General features: G+C 43.0%; 18 protein-coding genes. 1 reads left to right on the top strand and 17 read right to left on the bottom strand.

Translation table 11 applies throughout. From position 1 onward, the window contains the following. Window position 1: 1 nt before the first annotated feature. The 17 genes from H525_RS0105805 to H525_RS0105720 form a co-directional block, all read right to left on the bottom strand. Complete coding sequence (locus H525_RS0105805; RefSeq protein ID WP_027415438.1) at window positions 2-853, bottom strand: 3-hydroxyacyl-CoA dehydrogenase; 852 nt, start codon at window positions 851-853, stop codon at window positions 2-4. Window positions 854-881: 28 nt separating this feature from the next. Continuing rightward, window positions 882-3,014, bottom strand: coding sequence for an acetate--CoA ligase family protein (locus H525_RS0105800; protein WP_027415437.1), 2,133 nt, complete (start codon window positions 3,012-3,014; stop codon window positions 882-884). A 17-nt stretch (window positions 3,015-3,031) separates the two neighbouring features. Further along, window positions 3,032-4,180: an acyl-CoA dehydrogenase family protein gene (locus H525_RS0105795; RefSeq protein ID WP_027415436.1), complete on the bottom strand. Its 1,149-nt coding sequence runs from the start codon at window positions 4,178-4,180 to the stop codon at window positions 3,032-3,034. Between the two features lie 260 nt (window positions 4,181-4,440). Next, on the bottom strand, window positions 4,441-5,217 hold the full coding sequence (locus H525_RS0105790; protein WP_027415435.1) for an enoyl-CoA hydratase/isomerase family protein: 777 nt from the start codon (window positions 5,215-5,217) through the stop codon (window positions 4,441-4,443). Between the two features lie 103 nt (window positions 5,218-5,320). Then, window positions 5,321-6,754: an aldehyde dehydrogenase family protein gene (locus H525_RS0105785; RefSeq protein WP_027415434.1), complete on the bottom strand. Its 1,434-nt coding sequence runs from the start codon at window positions 6,752-6,754 to the stop codon at window positions 5,321-5,323. A 46-nt stretch (window positions 6,755-6,800) separates the two neighbouring features. Beyond that, window positions 6,801-7,520 carry a DUF554 domain-containing protein gene (locus tag H525_RS0105780; RefSeq protein ID WP_027415433.1) on the bottom strand — a complete coding sequence of 240 codons (720 nt, stop codon included), beginning with the start codon at window positions 7,518-7,520 and terminating at the stop codon, window positions 6,801-6,803. A gap of 445 nt (window positions 7,521-7,965) precedes the next feature. Beyond that, window positions 7,966-8,670 carry an ABC transporter ATP-binding protein gene (locus H525_RS0105770; protein WP_027415432.1) on the bottom strand — a complete coding sequence of 235 codons (705 nt, stop codon included), beginning with the start codon at window positions 8,668-8,670 and terminating at the stop codon, window positions 7,966-7,968. Beyond that, window positions 8,670-9,434, bottom strand: a complete 765-nt coding sequence (locus tag H525_RS0105765; RefSeq protein WP_027415431.1) for an ABC transporter ATP-binding protein — start codon at window positions 9,432-9,434, stop codon at window positions 8,670-8,672. Before H525_RS0105765 ends, H525_RS0105770 begins: the two co-directional genes overlap by 1 nt. Before the next feature lie 31 nt (window positions 9,435-9,465). Further along, window positions 9,466-10,509, bottom strand: coding sequence for a branched-chain amino acid ABC transporter permease (locus H525_RS22925; RefSeq protein ID WP_081413249.1), 1,044 nt, complete (start codon window positions 10,507-10,509; stop codon window positions 9,466-9,468). Beyond that, entirely contained in the window at window positions 10,506-11,387 is an 882-nt protein-coding gene (locus H525_RS0105755) for a branched-chain amino acid ABC transporter permease (protein WP_051330820.1), read from the bottom strand. The genes H525_RS22925 and H525_RS0105755 overlap by 4 nt, the downstream gene beginning before the upstream one ends. A gap of 33 nt (window positions 11,388-11,420) precedes the next feature. Then, window positions 11,421-13,178 (bottom strand): thiamine pyrophosphate-binding protein, encoded by a 1,758-nt coding sequence (locus tag H525_RS0105750; protein ID WP_027415429.1) that lies wholly within the window; start codon window positions 13,176-13,178, stop codon window positions 11,421-11,423. Window positions 13,179-13,319: 141 nt separating this feature from the next. Next, window positions 13,320-14,198 carry a shikimate dehydrogenase gene (locus H525_RS0105745; protein WP_027415428.1) on the bottom strand — a complete coding sequence of 293 codons (879 nt, stop codon included), beginning with the start codon at window positions 14,196-14,198 and terminating at the stop codon, window positions 13,320-13,322. Window positions 14,199-14,234: 36 nt separating this feature from the next. Further along, window positions 14,235-15,056 (bottom strand): sugar phosphate isomerase/epimerase family protein, encoded by an 822-nt coding sequence (locus H525_RS0105740; protein ID WP_027415427.1) that lies wholly within the window; start codon window positions 15,054-15,056, stop codon window positions 14,235-14,237. Between the two features lie 32 nt (window positions 15,057-15,088). Then, window positions 15,089-16,273 carry an ABC transporter substrate-binding protein gene (locus H525_RS0105735; protein ID WP_027415426.1) on the bottom strand — a complete coding sequence of 395 codons (1,185 nt, stop codon included), beginning with the start codon at window positions 16,271-16,273 and terminating at the stop codon, window positions 15,089-15,091. A gap of 175 nt (window positions 16,274-16,448) precedes the next feature. After that, window positions 16,449-17,594, bottom strand: coding sequence for an acyl-CoA dehydrogenase family protein (locus tag H525_RS0105730; protein WP_027415425.1), 1,146 nt, complete (start codon window positions 17,592-17,594; stop codon window positions 16,449-16,451). Window positions 17,595-17,617: 23 nt separating this feature from the next. Continuing rightward, the gene (locus H525_RS0105725; protein WP_027415424.1) at window positions 17,618-18,658 is read right to left on the bottom strand and encodes a Gfo/Idh/MocA family protein; all 1,041 of its coding nucleotides are present in this window, start codon (window positions 18,656-18,658) and stop codon (window positions 17,618-17,620) included. A gap of 139 nt (window positions 18,659-18,797) precedes the next feature. After that, window positions 18,798-19,523, bottom strand: coding sequence for an AMP-binding enzyme (locus H525_RS0105720; protein WP_281172579.1), 726 nt, complete (start codon window positions 19,521-19,523; stop codon window positions 18,798-18,800). A 29-nt stretch (window positions 19,524-19,552) separates the two neighbouring features. Here H525_RS0105720 and H525_RS0105715 point away from each other — a divergent pair. Continuing rightward, window positions 19,553-19,841, top strand: a 289-nt coding sequence (locus tag H525_RS0105715; protein WP_027415422.1) for a transposase, incomplete at its 3' end; no start/stop codon positions are given.

Below are 19,841 nucleotides of genomic sequence, written 5' to 3'. Positions count from 1 at the left end.
CCTAATCCTTATCGTATTTATAGAATCCCGTCCCTGATTTTCTCCCTAATCTGCCAGCTTTTACATACTTAATTAATAGGGGACATGGCCGGTATTTTTCACCAAGCGTCTGATAAAGGTACTCCATATTCCGTAATCGGGTATCCAATCCCACAAGGTCGGCCAATTCAAGAGGACCCATCGGGTGATTCAATCCAAGCTTCATAGCTTTGTCGATGTCTTCCGCCGAGGCTACACCTTCCATCAGCATATTCATTGCTTCATTTCCGATCAAACAGTTCATACGGCTCGTTACAAAACCAGGAAACTCATTGACCTCAACGGTTTCTTTTTTCATTTCGCGAGCGACCTGCTTGGCAATTTTAACCGTTTCATCAGACGTATCCAGCCCCCTTACAATTTCCACCAATTTCATTTTGTGAGGAGGGTTAAAAAAGTGCATCGCTATACATTTCTCTGGCCGGGAAGTTTGAGCTGCTATTTCCGTTGGGCTCATCGTAGAGGTGTTGGTTGCCAAAATCGTTTGTTTCGGGCATAATTCATCCAACTTCTTGAAAATTTCCACTTTCAGCTCCATTTTTTCTAAAACAGCCTCAATCACCAGATCTGCCTGGCCAACAGCTTCCTCCATGCTTGTCGTAAAGGTGATTCGATGTAAGAAATCCTCATCTTCTCCGGGTTGCATATATCCATGTTCAACCGCTTTTTTCGCTTCAGATTCGATATAGTCCTTCGCTTGTTCCAGCGCTTTTGGTTGTATATCCTGAAGATGAACCTGAAATCCGCTTTGGGCGGCAGCGTAGGCAATCCCCCTACCCATCAACCCGCTCCCGATAACTGCTATGTTCTTCATGTTGCCCCCTCCATTCCAGGTATGTTGTTTACACTTTCGAATGTTTCTTTAAAATCTGACTGTATTTCACCAAATAATCCATCACATTGACTACTCTTTCCGGAGTCGGGTATACCGGAAAACTTTCTTGTTGATAGAAAGCCATAGCCTGCGGTGCTATCATTTCTGCCCCTAATCGACCCACAACGATCGGCTTGTTTTGATTTTTAAATACATCCATAATCGCTTGGGCAATGATAGATGCTCCTGGATCGGAATTGGTGGTCAGCATCACAATGACACCATCAACATTGGAATCCGCTGCTAACGTTTCCAAAACCTTTTTAAACATTTCCGGTTTCGCAATGACTTCCGCCGTCACATCAACAGGATTTTGTGCAGATCCAAATGGAGGGATCAGTTGCTTAATGACTTCTGAACCATTGGGCAAGTCAGGGATTTCCAGACCCTTTTCCGCACACAGATCCGCTATGACACTGCAGGCACCGCCAGATGCGGTGACAATGCCGACCCGGTTCCCTTTGGGAAGGGGCTGAATGCCGAATGCTCTTGCAACATCAATTAATTCTTCCACGTGCTTTATTCTGAGCACCCCAAACTTTTCAAAAGCCGTCGAGTAGACCTGATCATCTCCTGCTATCGATCCGGTATGGGATTGGACGGCTCTCTTACCCACACTCGATCTGCCAGTCTTATAAACTAAAACAGGTTTTCTACGCTGCAAGGCTCTTTGAGCGGCCTGACGAAATGCCTTAACGTCTTTGATGCCTTCCATAAACACGGTAATGACCTGAGTCAATTCATCATCCGCTAATACTTCGATAAAGTCAGAGGTTGTTAGATCAGCTTCATTGGCCACACTGATCCATCTGCTAAAGCCGGCACCTTGTTCCCATGCCCTGCTTAAGAGAGCACTTCCCATGGCTCCGCTTTGAGAGATAAACCCAATGTTTCCCGGATGTTTGACTTTGGATTCTAACGCGGCACCAAAAGCAGTATACACGTGCTTCGAAGGACTGGCGATACCAATCGAATTAGGACCCAGCAGTCGAATGTTACCTTGTTTGGCCAGAGCGAGAACTTGTTCCTGAAGCTTTATTCCTTCCTCTCCCGTTTCTGCAAAACCGGAGGAATAGATAATGGCGGCTTTCACCTTTTTCGCAATACATTCTTCCAGAACTTGCGGTACTTGCCTGGCATCGACAATAATACAAGCCAAATCAATATCCCCTGGTACTGCCCTTACACTGGGATAGGCTGGGTACCCCTTAATTTCATTTGCAGTCGGATTAATCGGATACAAATTTCCGGAATAACCGTTCTCTACGATATAGCGGAAAAGCCTTCCACCATTTTTCTTCTCATTTGTGGATGCGCCAATCACTGCAATGGAGTGAGGATTGATCATTTGCTCAACATGATCAAGCAGTCTACTTGAACTATCTTCTTCCTTCTTTGACTCACCTAGTAAAATCCGAACGTCACAAATCACAGCCTCGTCCTTCGTAAAGATAACAGGGTTTAAATCCAACTCTTCGATATCGGGTTTCTGCTGTACTAACTCATTGAGCCCTAAACAGATATTTTTCAAGACCTTTAGATTGATTCCACTCTGTCCTCTATAGCCCTTAATTAAAGGGTAGCCTTTCAATTCGCTGACCATTTGCTCAACGTCTTCTGCAGTAACCGGCATCATCCGCATGGTAAAATCCTTCATAATCTCGACCAGAATACCGCCCAAGCCGATGATTAACTGATGTCCGAAGACCGGATCTTTTTTGATACCGAAGATGAGCTCGGTTCCTTTAGGTGCCATTTTTTGGATGAGAATCCCCGTTACATTTGCATGATTGTTGTATTTTAAGGCATTCATCATGATTTGCTCAAACGATTCGGCTACTTCTTGTTGATCCTGGATGTTTAATTTTACAATCCCGGCTTCTGTCTTATGGATAATATCCCTTGACATCCCTTTCATGACGACCGGATACCCGATTTTCTCGGCCATTTCGATCGCTTGCTGCTTATCTTTAGCCAACATGGATTCGGCAACCGGGAGGCCTAGATCGTTGAGGAGCTGAGCGCCTTCATATTCCATGAGAAATTGAGACGGACTGATTTCAGCTGCCAGAGTCTGCTCTAGCGTTTTGTTTTGACCCATTCGCTTCTCCCCCCTGCCTATTTTCTTCTTTGGCTAAATTTCATCCCAAAGACTTCTTCGGCAATTTTATTTTTCAACATTTCCGGCGTTCCCCCGGCAATCATCCATCCTCTTATTCTCTTGAAAATATACTCCAACGGATATTCAGTAGAGTATCCATACCCTCCGAAAATCTGTAAGGCTTCATGTGCCACTTCAAAAGCAGAGGTATTGATATAAGCTTTGGCAATGGACGTCTCAAGAGGACTCGGAGCCCCTTTATCTGCATTTGTGGCCGCGCGATATAACAACAATCTGCCTGCCTCCAATTTCATTTTCATTTCCGCCACCTTCCACTGTATGCCTTGGAATTCAGCGAGCGGACGCCCAAACTGTTCTCTTTCTTTCGCATGCTGAACCGCCATATCAAATGCAGCTTGAGCCAAAGCTAAAGATCGCGCGGTGTTCCCCATGCGTTCGATATTAAACATCGTGAATAATCTTCTAAACCCATCCTCTGGAATGAGAACATTTTCGATTGGCACTTCGCAATTTTCGAAATATAAAGCACAATGTTCTTCCCCAGACATATGGGTTTCCGTTTTCCCCACGGTAAAACCTGGTGCGTCACGTTCAACCAGCACCGCTCCCGATGTTCTTACTCCTTCCCCAAATCTGACCCAAACGACATAATAAGAATTGTGAGGCCCATGTGTATTAAAGATCTTGGATCCGTTAATAATGACTTTATCTCCTTCAATACGTGCCTTCGTCCGCAAATCAGTCGTAGCGGAACCTGCATTCGGTTCAGACATCGCTACGGAAATTAGCTTTTCACCAGCCAAAAGGGATGGCAATACGCGCTGTTTCAATTTCTTTGATCCATAGGCTGCCAATTGTCTGATCGCGCCGAAATTTCCGGCTTGGAACATGTCTGCGGTATTCGGACATACCTTTGCAATCTCTTCCATCACAATAATCGCTTCCAACAACGTCATCCCTTGACCGCCATCTTCCTCAGAAATCGTCATCCCCATTAGTCCATGTTCGGATAGGATCCTGGCATTTTCCCAAGGGACCTCTCCTCTTTTCACCCACGTATATGCTTTTTCCGAAAATTTCTCCTTAGCTAAATCTCGAGCCCATTTTTGAAGTTCTGCTTGTTCTGCACTCAGTTGAAAATCCATTTTCTATACTCTCCTCTCGTTTTCCCCTATCCTCATTTACCAATCCGGTTCAATGGGTTTCATGAAAGTTTCTACAACTCTAATATCATGCAAAAATGATGCCAGTATTTCCGGTCATCGTTTACTGCATTTCCCTTTCACACTTACTATTGTTTTGATCTTTGTTGTTTTTTGTTTGGAACGCGATCGTTCATTTTCTAAACACATTGATTGTTTGGTTTTAAAACACTTATGTTCTATTTTCAAACGTGCAATCTCTACTATCTCCCCTGATAACGAGGCGATCTCTTTTCCAAAAAGGCGGTTATCCCTTCCTGTTTATCCTCTGAACTAAACAGAATTGATTGCGCCAGCTTTTCCAGTATTAAGGCTGTATCCATATCTGCGTCAAATCCCCGATGGACCACCTGTTTAGCCAGTCGAATGGCAAGCGGCCCTTTTGCCAAAATTTTTGACGTTTTCTCCAGCACCGTTTCCCAAAGTTCTTCTCTTGACACCACTTTTGAAACGAGTCCAAATTCCTCTGCTTTTTTTGCAGAAATGATTTCCCCTGTCAAAATCATATCCATGGCCCGCCCTTTGCCGATTATCCTGGCTAAACGCTGTGTCCCTCCTGCTCCTGGAATAATCGATAAATTCAATTCCGGTAAACCAAACTTTGCCTCCTCGGTGGCTACTCGAATATCACATGCGAGGGCTACCTCGCAACCTCCACCCAGGGCGTATCCATTAATAGCAGCAACGGTCACTTTGCTGGCGTTTTCAATTTTTCGGCAGAGGCCTGATAAACCTGGAAACAACGCGTCGACCGCTGTTTTTTCCCGAAGCTGTTTAATATCCGCACCTGCGGCAAAAGACTTATCTCCCTCGCCCGTCAATACAATCACCTTGACTTCTTCATGGCGCTCCCACTGATCGAGCGCCTGTTCAATCTCAAGCAGTGTCCTGGCATCGAGCGCATTTCTTACCTCGGGCCGATTGATTTTGATCACCCCGATCGCACCATCTTTATAAACTAAAATGTTTTCAAAATTCATTTCTATTTCCTCCCCTGTATCAAAATCTACTAATGTTAAAAGCAATTATTGGGCCAACTTAAAAGAGACGAGGGTATTCCCTCATCTCTTTCGTTCTTTATGTTTAATTGGGGATTTGGAATACGATCATTTTGGTTTCTGTAAAATCTTCGATTGCAAAACGAGGGCCTTCACGCCCTATTCCACTGTTCTTCACTCCACCATATGGCCAATGATCAAGACGGAAATTCGATGTTCCATTGATCACTACTCCTCCCACTTCCAGCTCATGGGCGACTTTATAAGCCAAATCCATACGGTTGGTAAACAGCCCTGCCTGTAGTCCAAAGGATGAATCATTGGTCTCCTCGATGGCTTCCTCAATCGTCTCATAGGGGATAATGCTGACGATCGGCCCAAAAACCTCATCACATACGACTTTATTGTGTTTTTTCGGGTTCAGCAAAATCGTCGGTTCTACCATCGCACCGTTTCTTTTTCCACCCCATACGAGTTCAGCACCAGATTGTTTGGCTTCATCGATCCAATCCATGATACGCTGCGCATTCACTTCGTCCACCAAACAACCGATGTCAGTATCCGGCAATAACGGATCCCCGATTTTTAATTGGGATACTTCTTGCTTTAACTGTTGAGTGAACGGTTCGACAATCGATCGATGAACATAAATCCGCTGTACAGAAATACATGTCTGTCCGGAATTACTATATCCGGTTCTCGCACACATCATAGCGGCACGCGCTAAATCAGCATCTTCATGAACAATCGTCGAGGCATTCCCGCCGAGTTCCAGCGTCACTTTTTTCATCCCCGCTAAGGAGCAGATATTTCTGCTGGCCTCAACTCCGCCAGTAAATGAAATAACATTGACACGATCATCTTTTACAATTTGCTGCACAATTTCTCTTCCGCCATAAACCAGGTTTATCCCATTGGAAGGAAATCCAGCTTCCAATAATAATTTTACGAATTCGTTTGCAATCAACGGAGTTTGTGAAGCGGGCTTCAAAATGATACTATTACCTGCGGCAAATGCTGGGCCCACTTTATGACAAACTAGATTTAGCGGAGCATTAAACGGTGTAATGGCAGCTACAACACCAACCGGAACGCGAAACGTTGCCGCAATTGCTTTCGTTCCTCTTTCTGCGGAATCACCTGGCAAAGTCTCTCCGATTAATCTCTTTGCTTCCTCGCCTGATAATGCTAATGTTTCGATCGAGCGGGTCACTTCATCACGCGTATTTTTCAGCGGCTTTCCTAATTCCAGAGAAATCAGTACTGCTAATCTTTCTTTCTCTTCTTCCATTAACGCAGCCGCTCTTTTTAAAATCCTTGCTCTTTCATAAGAAGGTATTTTAGCGATCTCCTTTTTTGCTGAAAAAGCAGAAGCCAAGGCAGTCTCAACTTCTGTCTTCGTTGCTGTCCATTTTTCAGCGATCACTTCATTGGTGTAAGGGTTATACACGGGCTCAGATTCATGGGATGGAATGACCCATTGACCATTGATAAACGAAACTACTTTCATTTTCTCCATCTTAAATACACCTCAATCTCTTTCATTTTCTATCATAAAATCCCTACTAATGTATAAATGTTGTCCAAAGATGCGATATCGGCATGAAAAGAAACAACGCCGGCAACATATTAGCAATAGGAAATGCTTTGATGCCACTTATGCGAAGACCTGTTGCCAACATAATCATACCGCCGGCAGCAGTAAAGTCAGCAACCATTGAAGGCGTGATCATCGGAAGTAAAAACGAGGCTGTTAAAAATAAACTGATTAATATAATAAATTGCGGAATGGCAATGGTCATTACGATATAGCCAAGAGTCGTTGCAAAAATTCCTGCAGTGAAAAAGTCAAGAATTGCTTTTGCTAGCAGTACGGAATGATCACCGGTCATTCCTTCTTTTAATGCACCGAATACCCCTGTACCGCTTGCAGAGAATAAAACCAATATAGCAATAAATTTTTCCATAAATTCTTTCTGATCATCCCTCTTTCCCTTATTGGAAAACAACCGATCAATGGGTCCACGTGCACAAACTGCACACCACTCAATGCCCTTTTCCAGCTTAATTAACTCTCCAATCGCACTGCCAAGGACTAAAGACAAGATAACTGCAGGTAGCGTGTGCATGGCTATTATATAAGTAACACCCATACATAGAGATGCGATCCCAAAGGTTAGAGGCAAGGCGGCCTGTAGTCGCTCCGGGACTTTACTCCCTAAAAATGCGCCAATGAAGCCTCCCAAAAGTATCACTAAAGCATTAACTATAATTCCAATCGGCATTCATTTTCTCCCTTTACCCGGCTAATTAATCGATCCGCTGAGTCAAGGCTTGAAACCCAGCGTTTGCAATAGCTGCTGCAATCTCTCTGGCAGCCCTCTTAATAACGGCTACTTGTCTCGATTGCTTCGCCATAACCACTCCCTATATTTAACTGCATCACCTCACGATTTAACCGTTCACCTCCCCTATATCTCGCTTATACTACACGCAAGAATGTTGCCAATAAATTCACTATAAACTGCTAGTTTTCATACAGCTTTACGTTCAAATCTAAAACAAACAACTCGCAGATGTTCATTTTTAAAACATAAACTATAATTCAAATTATTATGAAAAAACACTCACTTTTTCTAAGTTTTTTAGAAAAAATGAACATATTTAATCAAAGTGAATACAATGAAGTCTCATACTCAAAGGTGTACATATATAACCCAATCTACTAGATTACATACCCAAGTAAATTTCCCTTACTTGGCTATTGTTTCGCAACTCTTCAGCCGTTCCTTCAAGAGCCATCTGACCTGTTTCTAACACGTACGCCCGATTGGCAATTGTCAGAGCAGTAAATGCATTTTGTTCCACAAGTAGCATAGTCAACCCCAGGTTTTGCAAAGTTTTAATAATGTCAAAAATTTGCGCGACAACACTTGGGGCAAGACCCATCGAAGGCTCATCCAAAATTAGAAATTGGGGTCTGGTCATAATCGCTCGCCCCATTGCAACCATCTGTTGCTGGCCACCACTCAAGTTCCCGGCAAGCACCGATTCTTTCGTTTTTAAAATCGGGAAAAGCTCATAGATCCGTTCAAGATCCGATGCAATTTCAGAGCGGTCATGGCGGTGGTAAGCCCCTGACAAGAGATTCTCTTTCACCGTTAACAGCGGGTAAATCTTTCGGCCTTCCGGCACATACCCAAGCCCTTCCTTTACGAGTTTATACGGCTTCACATGCAAAATATTCTTTTCATTTAGAGCAATTGTGCCACTCGAAGCGTTTTTCAACCCACAAATCGTTTTCAGAATCGTACTTTTTCCCGCACCATTCGCACCTAATAGGGAAACGACTTCCCCTTTGTTCACCGTTAAACTAACGCCTTTCACGGCATGTACTTTTCCATAATGAACATTCAAATCTTTGATTTCGAGCATTACCATTCCCCCCCAAGGTAGGCCGTAATGACCTGCTTATCCTTCGAAACCGCTTCAGGCGTACCCTCAATCAAGAGATGTCCTTCATTTAACACGGTGATCGTTTGACAAATTGACATGACGAGTTTCATATCATGTTCAATCAAGATGACCGTGACCCCCATTTCATCCCGGATATACTTAATAATCCGGGATAACTCATCGGTTTCCGTATGGTTCAATCCGGCAGCCGGTTCATCGAGTAGAAGCAAGGTAGGATTGGTGGCCATTGACCGCGCAATTTCCAATCTTTTTTGGACTCCATACGGCAGACTATCCGCTTGAATATCGCGCCACTCCATCAAGCCAAAGCTGTCGAGTAACGCTTCTGCCTTGGCAATCGTTTCTTTTTCGATGCGCAACACTCGCTTCGGGAAAAGGATATAATCAACAATGCGAATACCCGATTCACGATCCAAAACGGCACATACATTCTCCAAAACCGTCATTTTCTTAAACAAACGTAAGTTTTGAAACGTTCGTGCCATTCCCGAACGACATACCTGATAAGGGGATAACGGATGGATGGCTTCATCCTGAAACCATACCTCTCCTTTCGTTGGTTTATAATAACCGCTTACGACATTAAACAGCGTGGTCTTTCCGGAACCATTCGGGCCAATTACCCCATGGATCGACCCTTTTTTAACGGAAAACGAGATATTATCGATGGCTTTTAGACCGCCGAACTCTCGGGACAGATTGACAACTTTAAGAATTTCCATTTTAATCCAGCGCCTTTCAAAAGTAAAATGATTATTTCACCGTATGCAATTTTGTTTTTTTACGTCGTTGAAAAAGTGTCTTAATACTCACCAATCCACCGGGCAAGAAAACCACCAACACCACGATGAGAGCGCCGTAGATAACCTGCTGCCAATTTTGAAACTGATTTAACCATTCGCGAGCGACAATGAGAATGACCACCCCGGCAATGGAACCATATATATTCCCCATCCCTCCGATAACTACAATGGTGAGGATAAAGAACATTTCATTCATCTGAAACGTATCTGGACTTACATAGGAAAGCATATGTGCATAAAGCGCTCCAGCTATTCCTGCGTATAAACCCGAGAGGGCAAAAGCCAAAATTTGTTGCTTGGCAATATTGATGCCTAGCGCCTGCGAGGCAATATGGTCATCCCGCACCGCCCGAAAGCTCCGCCCAATGCTATGACTGGTGATTAATTTTGCCAGTAAAAACAGAAGAGTACTCATCACCAAGACTAAATAGTAATAACGGAACTCTGTATCCAGCGAGAGTCCGAAAAATTCGGGTTTCGGAATGCCACTAATTCCTGTCGGCCCACCCGTGAGATTACTCAGGTTATTAATAACATCATTAATGGCGATCGATAAGCCTAAGGTGGCAATCGCTAGATAATGGGAGCGCACCTTCAAAGAAGGCAGGCCGATTAAGATGCCGCATAATACACTGAGGAGCATCGAAGCAGGCAGTGCCAACCAAAAACTAACGTGGTAGGTCGTCGTTAATATAGCAGAGGTGAAGGCCCCGATTCCATAAAATGCAGCATGAGCCAAATTCAACTGCCCGCAATATCCCATAGTTAAATCTAATCCAATCGCAAGAATCATGTAGAGGACGACCAAATTCAAAATATGAATTTGATAATTATTGAGCGCGAGAGGTAATATAGCGGCAACGAGTATAGCTAGACTAATCCAATAACTACTCTTGTTACGTCTAGTAGTCTCCGTTTTTTTCTCGAAGCAGGGGTCCCTCTCAGCCAATGTCTGGGGAGCCAAATTTTCCATCTTTGTTTTATGCATGCTCATAATTTATCTACCACTCTTTCTCCTACAATCCCAGAAGGCCTGGCAATCAGAACGACGACGAAGACCAAGAAGGCAATCACTTGACTCCAAGCCGATACTTGGGTGGCCACCAAGGATTCTAATATACCAAATACGAGCCCGCCTACAATCGCACCAGGGATACTTCCAAATCCGCCTAGAATAGCGGCTGCAAATCCTTTGATCCCGACGGAAGCGCTCATATCCGGACTGACATAGAAGATCGGGCCAACTAAAACTCCCGCACAGGCAGCAAGGGCTGAACCAATAGCTAATGTTAGCGCATTCATTAAATTCACATTCATTCCTAGAACCAGAGACATTTCTCGTTCTTGTGCTGAGGCGCGCATAGCTAATCCTATCTTGGTTTTATTCAAAAATAACTCCAATAGGATAACGATGCAGGCCGCCACGGCAATAATTACCAGGGTATAAGGGGAAATGGAAATCCCTTTCACTACCCAAGGAGTATTCATGATAGGATAAGGGACTGCAATTCCATTTGGTCCCCAAATAATAATCGATAGATTTTGCAAAATAATCCCGATCCCTAGAGTCCCTAACATCATATACGTTAAATCCATTTTCCCAAGGGGGCGAAGAATCTTCTCGATCAGCATGCCCAGGAGTGCTGTTAAGATCAAGGCAAGCAGGAAAGCTACTACGAAATTGGTGTGCATCGAGACAAAAAAGATTGTCCCGATATATGCACCCACAGCAAATACATTTCCATGTGCAAAATTCACGAGGCCCATGGAACGGTAAACCATAGAATATCCTAATGCCACTAGCGCATAAACACTCCCGATCCCCAGACCACCAATCAAACTTTGTATCAGAATGGTTACATATGAGCTCATAGATTTTGTCCTCTCATTTCTAATTTAAACCTCTTATACACTCACATGAGTTTTCTTTTCATTCGGAGAATAAATGTCCATAATATTCCAATGGCCGGTTGTAGGAGTTGGAACATTGAGCATTTGGACATCAATAACAAAAGGTTTATTCGATTCAATGGCTTTTTGGAGTGCAGGCCTGAACTCATCTGCGGATTGAATTTGTACACCTTCAACTCCATAACCCTTCGCTATGGTTACAAAATCTGGTGAATAGGATTCACCGTCTTTCAAGAATACAGTTCCAAACGTAGTACCAAAATGGGCTTTTTCTAAGCCTGCAATAACTCCGTAAGCGTTATTATTCATAATGATCCAAATCACGGCTATATTTTCTTCCACAGCTGTTGCAAGAACAGATGGATTTTGCCCAAAACCGCCATCACCAACAAGGGAAACGACCACTTTATCCGGTTGAGCAATTTTTACCCCCAAGGCTGCTGGTGAGCCAAATCCCATGGTGGCAAATCCCCCTGGTGTAAGAACGGTACCCGCTTCATAAATGGAAAATCGCTGTCCCACTCCATTTTTATTCCACCCCACATCTGTAGTAATATAAGCATCTCTCGGTAATTCTTGTCGAATTTCTTCTAAAATTCGTTCTGGCCTCATAGGATAGGATGGATTCCGGATATGCTCCTGATTGCTCTTTTTAAATTCCTCTTTATAAGCGGCAATTTCATGTTGTAAGAGTTCGCTTTGTTTTCCGCCCGGAAGGATCTTCTTAGCCACGCTATTAAGAACGTTTAACGCTTGCTTCAAATCAGCCACCACTCCAATTTCTACAGGGTAATTTCGTCCTAGTTCATTTGGATCAATATCAATGTGAATGAGTTTGGTAGGCGGAAAATTAAAGGTATAGTCCGATTCCCATGAACTGCAGTCCGCTTCTGCAAAACGGGTTCCTAATGCAAAAATATAATCCGCTTGTTTACACTTTTCATTCGTAAACTTGCTTCCCCAAAAACCTGTCAGTCCTAACGTTAACGGATGATCATCAGATACAGCACCCTTTCCCATAGCGCTATAGGCAACAGGAATACCTAAGTGATCGACTAATTCTCTTAATTCTTCCGATGCATCAGCTAGCATGATTCCTCCACCGACATAGAAGAGGGGGTTTTTTGCATTCACAAGTGTTTGAATAATCTTTGTAGCAGTTTCATCGTCAATTGATGGTTTATGCAGAGTCTTCGTGTGAAATTGCAACTTTTCGAATAGAGATACATCTATTTCTTTGGAGAAAATATCCATAGGAACGGAGACAAGAACGGGTCCAGGTCTTCCGCTTTCGGCCAGTTGGAAGGCCTTTCCTATAATTTCAGGGAATAAATCCGGACGATCTACACGCCAAGCTCGCTTGACAAAAGGGCGGTACGCTTCATACTGAGATGCATCGGCATGTAAGTTAATTTCTTGGTGTGGGTGTTTTCCATAGAAATGACTTGGGATATCACCGGCGATCACGACCATTGGAATGGAATCAAGAGCGGCTGTTGCCACCCCAGTAGCGGCATTGAATAAGCCAGGTCCTAAATGGGTCAAGACGACGGATGTTTCTTTTTTAGCTCTAGCATATCCGTCAGCCATATGTGCGGCGATTTGTTCATGGCGGGTATTGATAAATTTGATTGCACTATTCTCTAAAGCCGCTAGTACAGCAATATTCGTATGTCCACAGAGACCAAAGATGTGTTCTACTCCTCGTTTTTCAAGGTACTTGACTAGTTGTTGAGCGATTAATTCCTTCATTTAAGTATTGACCCTCCTTTAAAATTCAAAATTACTTATCCACTTATATCTGATCCAAGTTTGGCTTGTCGTTACCAAATTTGGATTTCAGCAAATTAATCACTACACCACCCACTTCTAGTGCGTGTGCTAGTTTATAAGCTAAAATATTTGCTCCTTGATATATTCAACAGGCATTTCTTTTCCTGTCCATAATTCAAATGCTTTAGCCCCTTGCCAAAGCACCATTCCTAACCCATTAACCGTCCTACAGCCAACAGATTCCGCTTGTTCTAACAATTTCGTTTTGCGTGGAGTGTAAATAAGATCCGATACAATTAACTCAGGACGTAACCAAGATGCATCTGGTATGAGGCTTTCATTCTCTAATGGTTTCATCCCAATACAGGTTCCATTCGTTAAGATGTCACTGCTGGCGATTTCTTCTTGTAATCTCTCTGAATCTTCCATTCGATAAATGTTCGCCTTGCAATTTATATTTTTTATTTGTTCGTTGATAATCGCGGCATTTTTTACGGCTTGAGGAAAGAACTGATCATCACTATTGAAAATGGATATTTCAGCAACTCCATCCATTGCTGCTTGAATGGCAATCGCAGTCGCCGCTCCACCAGCACCCATCAAGGTCATTTTCTTGCCAACAAAATCTACCCCTGCTTCGATTAGTCCACACATATAACCAGTACCGTCTGTAATATGACCAATTAATTTACCGTTTTCATTTACTACTGTGTTTACTGCTCCCACAAGCTGGGCTACTGGGGATAATTCATCTAAAAGAGGTATAATTTTCGTTTTATTAGGCATGGATACGTTAAAACCGCGTAAATTTAGGGCACGCATGCCAGTTACAACATCTTCTAGCTGCTCATGACCAACTTCAAATGCCATATAAGCATAATTAAGGTTCAATTTTCGAAAAGCTATATTATGCATAGCTGGTGATACAGAGTGACCGATTGGTGTAGCAATCAGTCCAATTAATTTCGTTCTGCCATCAATACATTCAACATCCGACACTTGTTTCTACTTCCTCTCTAAATTGAAATGTAAGAACTAGATATGCTCCAGATAGCGTTCCATTATGACTGCAAGCACTTCATCCCCGGGCTGATCCCATATGGATTGGTTAAAGATCTCAACCTCAATCGGACCCTGATATCCCACTGCATCCAATGCTTTTCGAATCCGACGCAGTTCAATCACTCCGTCCCCAATCATTCCCCGCCCCAGCAAAAGATCCGGAGTGGGCACAATCCAATCGGATACATGAAAACCTAGAATGTGCTCCCCTGCTAAAGTAATTTGATTATATAAGTCAGGATCCCACCATACATGAAATACATCTACAATCACACCGACAACATCCGGCCGGTAACGTTTTGCCAACTCATTGGCTTGAGCCAACGTCACGACAACCGACCTTTCCGCCGCATACATAGGATGAAGCGGTTCGATCCCTAACTTTACCCCATAGGATTGCGCATAGGGAACAAGTTGTTCAATCCCTTCCGCTACCCATTTTCTCGCAGAATCTATATCCCGATCAGGTACTCCACCACCAACAATGACGAGAACGCCAGCCCCAAGCTCCGCAACTTCCTCTATCGCGCGGCGGCTGTCATCCAGCCTCTTGTGCCGCTCAGCGGCAGAGCTGGCAGAAAACCAGCCCCCGCTAATAATGCTGGATACCCGCAATCCCGCATCTCGAATGAACTGACGGCTTTCCTTAAGCCCAATTTCAGCAATCTTATCACGCCACAAACCGATCCAAGGAATCTCTGCCCGGGCACAACCTTCCACAGCCTCCTGAAGACTCCATTTTTTTGTCGTTGCCTGGTTTAAGCACAAACGTTCGAATGATGCAAGCCTCTCCATCTTTTTTCCTCCCGCATTCTATTCGTCTCTATTTACTCTAACAGCCCTGCCTTACCGTTTTTAATAATACCCACTTGTACTTTATCAAGTCCTTCTCCGTTTTCAGCAAACTTGAAGTCTCCGGTAAGACCATGGAAATTTATTTGAAGAAGAGCATCACGAATATGTGGCCCATCAATATTTGGATAAGCTTTATTCATGGCTTCAATTAACATCCTCATTCCGTCATAGGCCTTCGCACCATGGGAATCAGGTTCTTCACCGAATTTTTGCTTATAGGCAGCTGCAAAGGCTTTCGTTTCCTCGTTGAGTTCATTGGATATATACGTCGAGGCGAAAATCGCTCCTTCAGCTACATCTTTGCCTGCTGTATCAATAAAGAGCTGGGTAGGCATGCTATTTCCTCCTACCAGTTGGGCGGTAATCCCCAATGCCCTTGCTTGCTTTGCAATTAATCCCATCTCAATTTCCTCTGTGCCAATAAAGATGGCCTCAGGGTTTGTCACTTTAATACTAGTCAGCTGCGCACTAAAATCTTTTGCTTCTGGAGCTACAACTTGATCAGAAACAGGTGTGAGATTATGCTCTTTTAAGAATTTAATAAAAGTTTCACGTTCCCCTTTTCCATACGCGCCAGTATTTGTAATTATTGCTATTTTAGTAAAACCTTTCTTCTTAACTATGTAATCAACTAATGTTTTATTAAAGGTTTCACTGCTTGATGTATCGCGGAAGATATATTTACTTCCCTTCTTGGTCAAGTTTGGATCCTGTCCCGCTGTAAAGTGTGGAATTTCCGCCTGATTGAAAATATTAAGAATTGCCAGGGTACTAGTACTTGTTGGTGTAGCGATGGCAGCTACCACTTTTTCGTTGACTAATTTATTGGCAGCGTTAACGGCAACCGTCGGATTACCTTGATCATCTATTTTCACAATCTCAATCTTTTTCCCATGAATTCCACCCTTTGCATTGACTTCATCCACGGCTACTTGCACTCCTTGATTATCCCAAATACCCAACGATGCCAACGTCCCGCTAAAAGGTCCGATTTCGCCAACTTTAATGACGTCCCCCGCTGTGGAAGAACCTGAGGAAGCTGTGTTTGTGCTTGATGTTCCACAAGCTGTCATTGATGTTGCTAACACTGTGCTTAAAAGAATACCAACTATTGTCCTTCCCTTTTTGGACCACTTTCCAAATTGATTGATGAACATTCAATTTCCCCCTTTATTGTGTTAGTTAACAAACTATTAAAATTTTAATTTTTAAAATGTTCTTTATATTAATTTTATATTGAGAGGTACCGGCATGTAAGGTAATGTCTTGATGTGGATGATTTGTCCAAGGATTCCGCCATTCATTTGGTAAAATATTACATTCTTCTCGACATTACTTCAACAGAATGCTCCCTATAATCATGCGCTGCACCTGATTCGTGCCATCTACAATTTGGAATATTTTCGCATCCCTCATTAATCGTTCTACCGGATATTCTTTTATATAGCCGTATCCTCCAAAGATTTGTACGGCATCTGTTGTTACTTTCATGGCCACGTCCGTAGCTAAACATTTTGACATGGAAACCATAGCCAGGGTCTCCTTAGAGATGTTTGGCGCTTCCAGGTCCACACGCCGATTCGTTTCACGGACCAGGCAACGAGCCGCTTCCAATTGCATAGCACAATCGGCCAACATAAAACGAATGGCCTGAAAATCACCGATTCTTTTGTTAAACTGCTTACGTTCTTTTGCGTATTCGATAGCATAATCCAAAGCCGCTTGCCCTACGCCAAGCGCCATACACGCAGCCCCCCATGAACGCAGCATGCTCGTTCCGATTTCAGAGAGCATTTTCCATCCCTGACCCTCTTCACCAATTAACGCATCATCATCAACCCAGCAATCTTCCAGGATGACATCCCCTGTGGAACTTCCGTGCAACCCCATTTTTTCCTCCAGCTTTCCAAAGCGAAGCCCCGGACTATTCTTATGAATTAAAAAGGCTGAAATTTCATCCGGATTTGTTTTCGCAAACACGAGGTAATATTCTGCAACGTGGGCCAAGGTAACAAAAATCTTCGTCCCGTTTAAAATGTATCCCCCTTGCGGAGCCTTCTTCGCAGAGGTACTTATAGCCCGTGCATCGGATCCTGCATGCGGTTCCGTTAAACAAAAAGCGCAAAGCTTATGACCACTGCTTAGATTCGCATAGAATTTTTCTAATTGGTCTGGTCGTGCCATCAAAGACACCATACGAATCACGGCATGGGTCGACAACATCGTCGTGCCCATCATCGCCAAGCCTTTGCATAATTCTTCGATGACCATCCCAAGCAACGAGGCACTTGCTTCAATCCCACCATATTTTTCGGGCAAAGACATCGTTAGAAGTCCATTCTCCCCTAAAATTTTGACCAAATCATGCGGAAACTCATCTGTACGATCTACTTCAACAGCCCTTGGCATAATCTGTTGTTTTGTAATTCTTTTCACCACTTGCAACATTTCTTGTTCGATTGTTTGATCGATTACCATTTTAGTTCCTTCCTCTCAATATCTTATTTATATAAATAAATTTTTTGTTCTCTAGCTGCTGATTCCTTGATAGCATTTATTACTTTTAATGTTTCAAGACCATCCTCACCAGTCACTACAGGCTCAGATTCTCCCCTCAATACTTCGACAAAATGTACCAACTCTGCGGTCATTGGATCGTTATCTTCCACACTGAATTTTTCCTCTATTAATTTGTGTTCCCACCCATAATTTTCTTCCTCATAGGAATACATTTTTAAGCTTGGAAAGGACAAGCTTCCCTTTGTGCCAAAGAAATAGAAGCAATTTTCATCATAATGATAGAATTTTGGATTTTCTCTTAGATTACAATCATAAGACCATGGCGAAGGGACTCCATCGGAAATGAAAAAATTGACTGTGGCTCCTCCTCTTGTTTCTAGCAGAATCGAAGCAGAATCTTCTACTTGATTCTTTCGGATACTGTTGCGCGCAGCAGCATAAACACTTTCAATATTTAGACCTGTTACGAATCTCAGGGTATCAATATCATGTATGCCATTTATGAGCAATGGTCCCCCGCCTTGCACAAGCCTCCAACTCTCTGCAAAATAAGATCGGTCCTTGGCAAGGACATATAACATATTTACGCCTACAATTTCTCCTAACAAGCCTGAGGAAATAATCTCTTTCAATTTTGCCACTTTACTAGAAAAACGCCGGTGATGCCCTACCATCAGTTTGACATTGCTTTGAGCACACTGCCGGATTATATCCTCTCCTTCTTCAATTGTAGAAGCAATAGGCTTTTCTACTAAAACATGTACTCCCTTTTTGGCGCATACCTCGACTGCCTCTTTATGCAAACGGTTGGGTAAGGTTATAATCGCACCATCCAAACTACATTCATTGACAAGATCCTTATAATTTTTGTATAAAGGTACGTTCAGCTCCTTGGCTCTTTTTTTCGATAATTCGTTATCACCTGCAACGGCTATAAGCTCAACCCCTGGCAATTTTAAGGCGTCGCTAGCAAACTTAAATCCATGATTCAAACCAAACACTGCAATTCTAACGGTTTTCATTATTAATCTCTTAATCCTCCCAACATTTATTTATTATTAATTGCAAAAATAATACCAATATAAAAGAATAGAAAATTCCGTTCTTTTACTTCGGTATTGTTCAAATATAAAACAGGTGTTTTTTTCTTTGTTCACTTCATCAACAATTCATTTCAAAGTTACTGTCCCTGATCATTTCTACTAATTTATGCTTTTGAATCTTCCCGGAAGGAGTTACAGGCAATTCTTTCACTAAGTATAATTTTTCCGGATATTTGTACTTAGCAATTTTTTGTTCTGACAAGAACCTAATCATTTCTTCAAATGTAAACGTATGATCTTCCTTGGAAACTACAAGAGCACAAGCTCTTTCTCCCATTCTATCATCCGGAATTCCGATAATAGCAACCCTCTCAACCTTCGGGTGCTTGTATAACAAACTCTCAACCTCAGCTGGACTTATATTCTGACCGCCTCGAATAATAATGTCCTTTTTTCGGCCTACAACACGTAGATAATCATCATTTCTTACTATTGCAAGATCTCCACTATAATACCAGCCATCTTCATCTAGATATCTTTGAGTCAATTCAGGTTGTTTAAAGTACCCTAAGAAAACATTGGGCCCACGTGAAGCTTCTTCACCAATTTCACCCCGTGCTAGTTGGTTGCGTTGCTCATCTACAACTTTCACCTCAATACCTGACAATGGTTTACCATCACTCGAGGCAATTAATTCATCTGAATCATCCAATCTACTAACTGCATGAGGGGAACTTTCGCTTGAACCATATACAGCAAGTACTTTAAACCCGCTTTTATTTGCTTCCATAACCAAATGACGGGGAATGGGCGCACTACAATGAACCCATAAGGTGAGACACAAGGAGGCGATAAATAAGTTATACTGAGGACATGGAGAAACGAAATCGATATACGGCAGAATTTAAGACGAAGGTCGTACTGGAAGTGCTGAGGGAAGAGCAGACGGTGAATGAAATTGCCGGGAAGTATGAAATCAGTCCGGTGATGTTGAGCCGGTGGAAAGGAGAATTTTTGGAGCGAGCCTCCATGGTGTTCGGACGGGAAAGCAAGGCAGCTGAAAAGATGAAAAGGAGCTATGAGGAGAAGCAGGAACAATTGGAGAAGCTGGTCGGCCAACTGACGCTGGAAGTCAATTGGCTCAAAAAAAAAATCTGGCCTC

The sequence above is a fragment of the Aneurinibacillus terranovensis DSM 18919 genome, from assembly GCF_000430625.1.
GTDB lineage: Bacteria > Bacillota > Bacilli > Aneurinibacillales > Aneurinibacillaceae > Aneurinibacillus_B > Aneurinibacillus_B terranovensis.
This window is presented reverse-complemented; position numbering and strand designations above follow the sequence as displayed.

Excerpts from the sequence above, each read along its gene's own strand:
- H525_RS0105805 (WP_027415438.1), bottom strand. The coding sequence starts at position 853 with ATGAAGAACATAGCAGTTATCGGGAGCGGGTTGATGGGTAGGGGGATT.
- H525_RS0105800 (WP_027415437.1), bottom strand. The coding sequence starts at position 3,014 with ATGGGTCAAAACAAAACGCTAGAGCAGACTCTGGCAGCTGAAATCAGT.
- H525_RS0105795 (WP_027415436.1), bottom strand. The coding sequence starts at position 4,180 with ATGGATTTTCAACTGAGTGCAGAACAAGCAGAACTTCAAAAATGGGCT.
- H525_RS0105790 (WP_027415435.1), bottom strand. The coding sequence starts at position 5,217 with ATGAATTTTGAAAACATTTTAGTTTATAAAGATGGTGCGATCGGGGTG.
- H525_RS0105785 (WP_027415434.1), bottom strand. The coding sequence starts at position 6,754 with ATGGAGAAAATGAAAGTAGTTTCGTTTATCAATGGTCAATGGGTCATT.
- H525_RS0105780 (WP_027415433.1), bottom strand. The coding sequence starts at position 7,520 with ATGCCGATTGGAATTATAGTTAATGCTTTAGTGATACTTTTGGGAGGC.
- H525_RS0105770 (WP_027415432.1), bottom strand. The coding sequence starts at position 8,670 with ATGCTCGAAATCAAAGATTTGAATGTTCATTATGGAAAAGTACATGCC.
- H525_RS0105765 (WP_027415431.1), bottom strand. The coding sequence starts at position 9,434 with ATGGAAATTCTTAAAGTTGTCAATCTGTCCCGAGAGTTCGGCGGTCTA.
- H525_RS22925 (WP_081413249.1), bottom strand. The coding sequence starts at position 10,509 with ATGAGCATGCATAAAACAAAGATGGAAAATTTGGCTCCCCAGACATTG.
- H525_RS0105755 (WP_051330820.1), bottom strand. The coding sequence starts at position 11,387 with ATGAGCTCATATGTAACCATTCTGATACAAAGTTTGATTGGTGGTCTG.
- H525_RS0105750 (WP_027415429.1), bottom strand. The coding sequence starts at position 13,178 with ATGAAGGAATTAATCGCTCAACAACTAGTCAAGTACCTTGAAAAACGA.
- H525_RS0105740 (WP_027415427.1), bottom strand. The coding sequence starts at position 15,056 with ATGGAGAGGCTTGCATCATTCGAACGTTTGTGCTTAAACCAGGCAACG.
- H525_RS0105735 (WP_027415426.1), bottom strand. The coding sequence starts at position 16,273 with ATGTTCATCAATCAATTTGGAAAGTGGTCCAAAAAGGGAAGGACAATA.
- H525_RS0105730 (WP_027415425.1), bottom strand. The coding sequence starts at position 17,594 with ATGGTAATCGATCAAACAATCGAACAAGAAATGTTGCAAGTGGTGAAA.
- H525_RS0105725 (WP_027415424.1), bottom strand. The coding sequence starts at position 18,658 with ATGAAAACCGTTAGAATTGCAGTGTTTGGTTTGAATCATGGATTTAAG.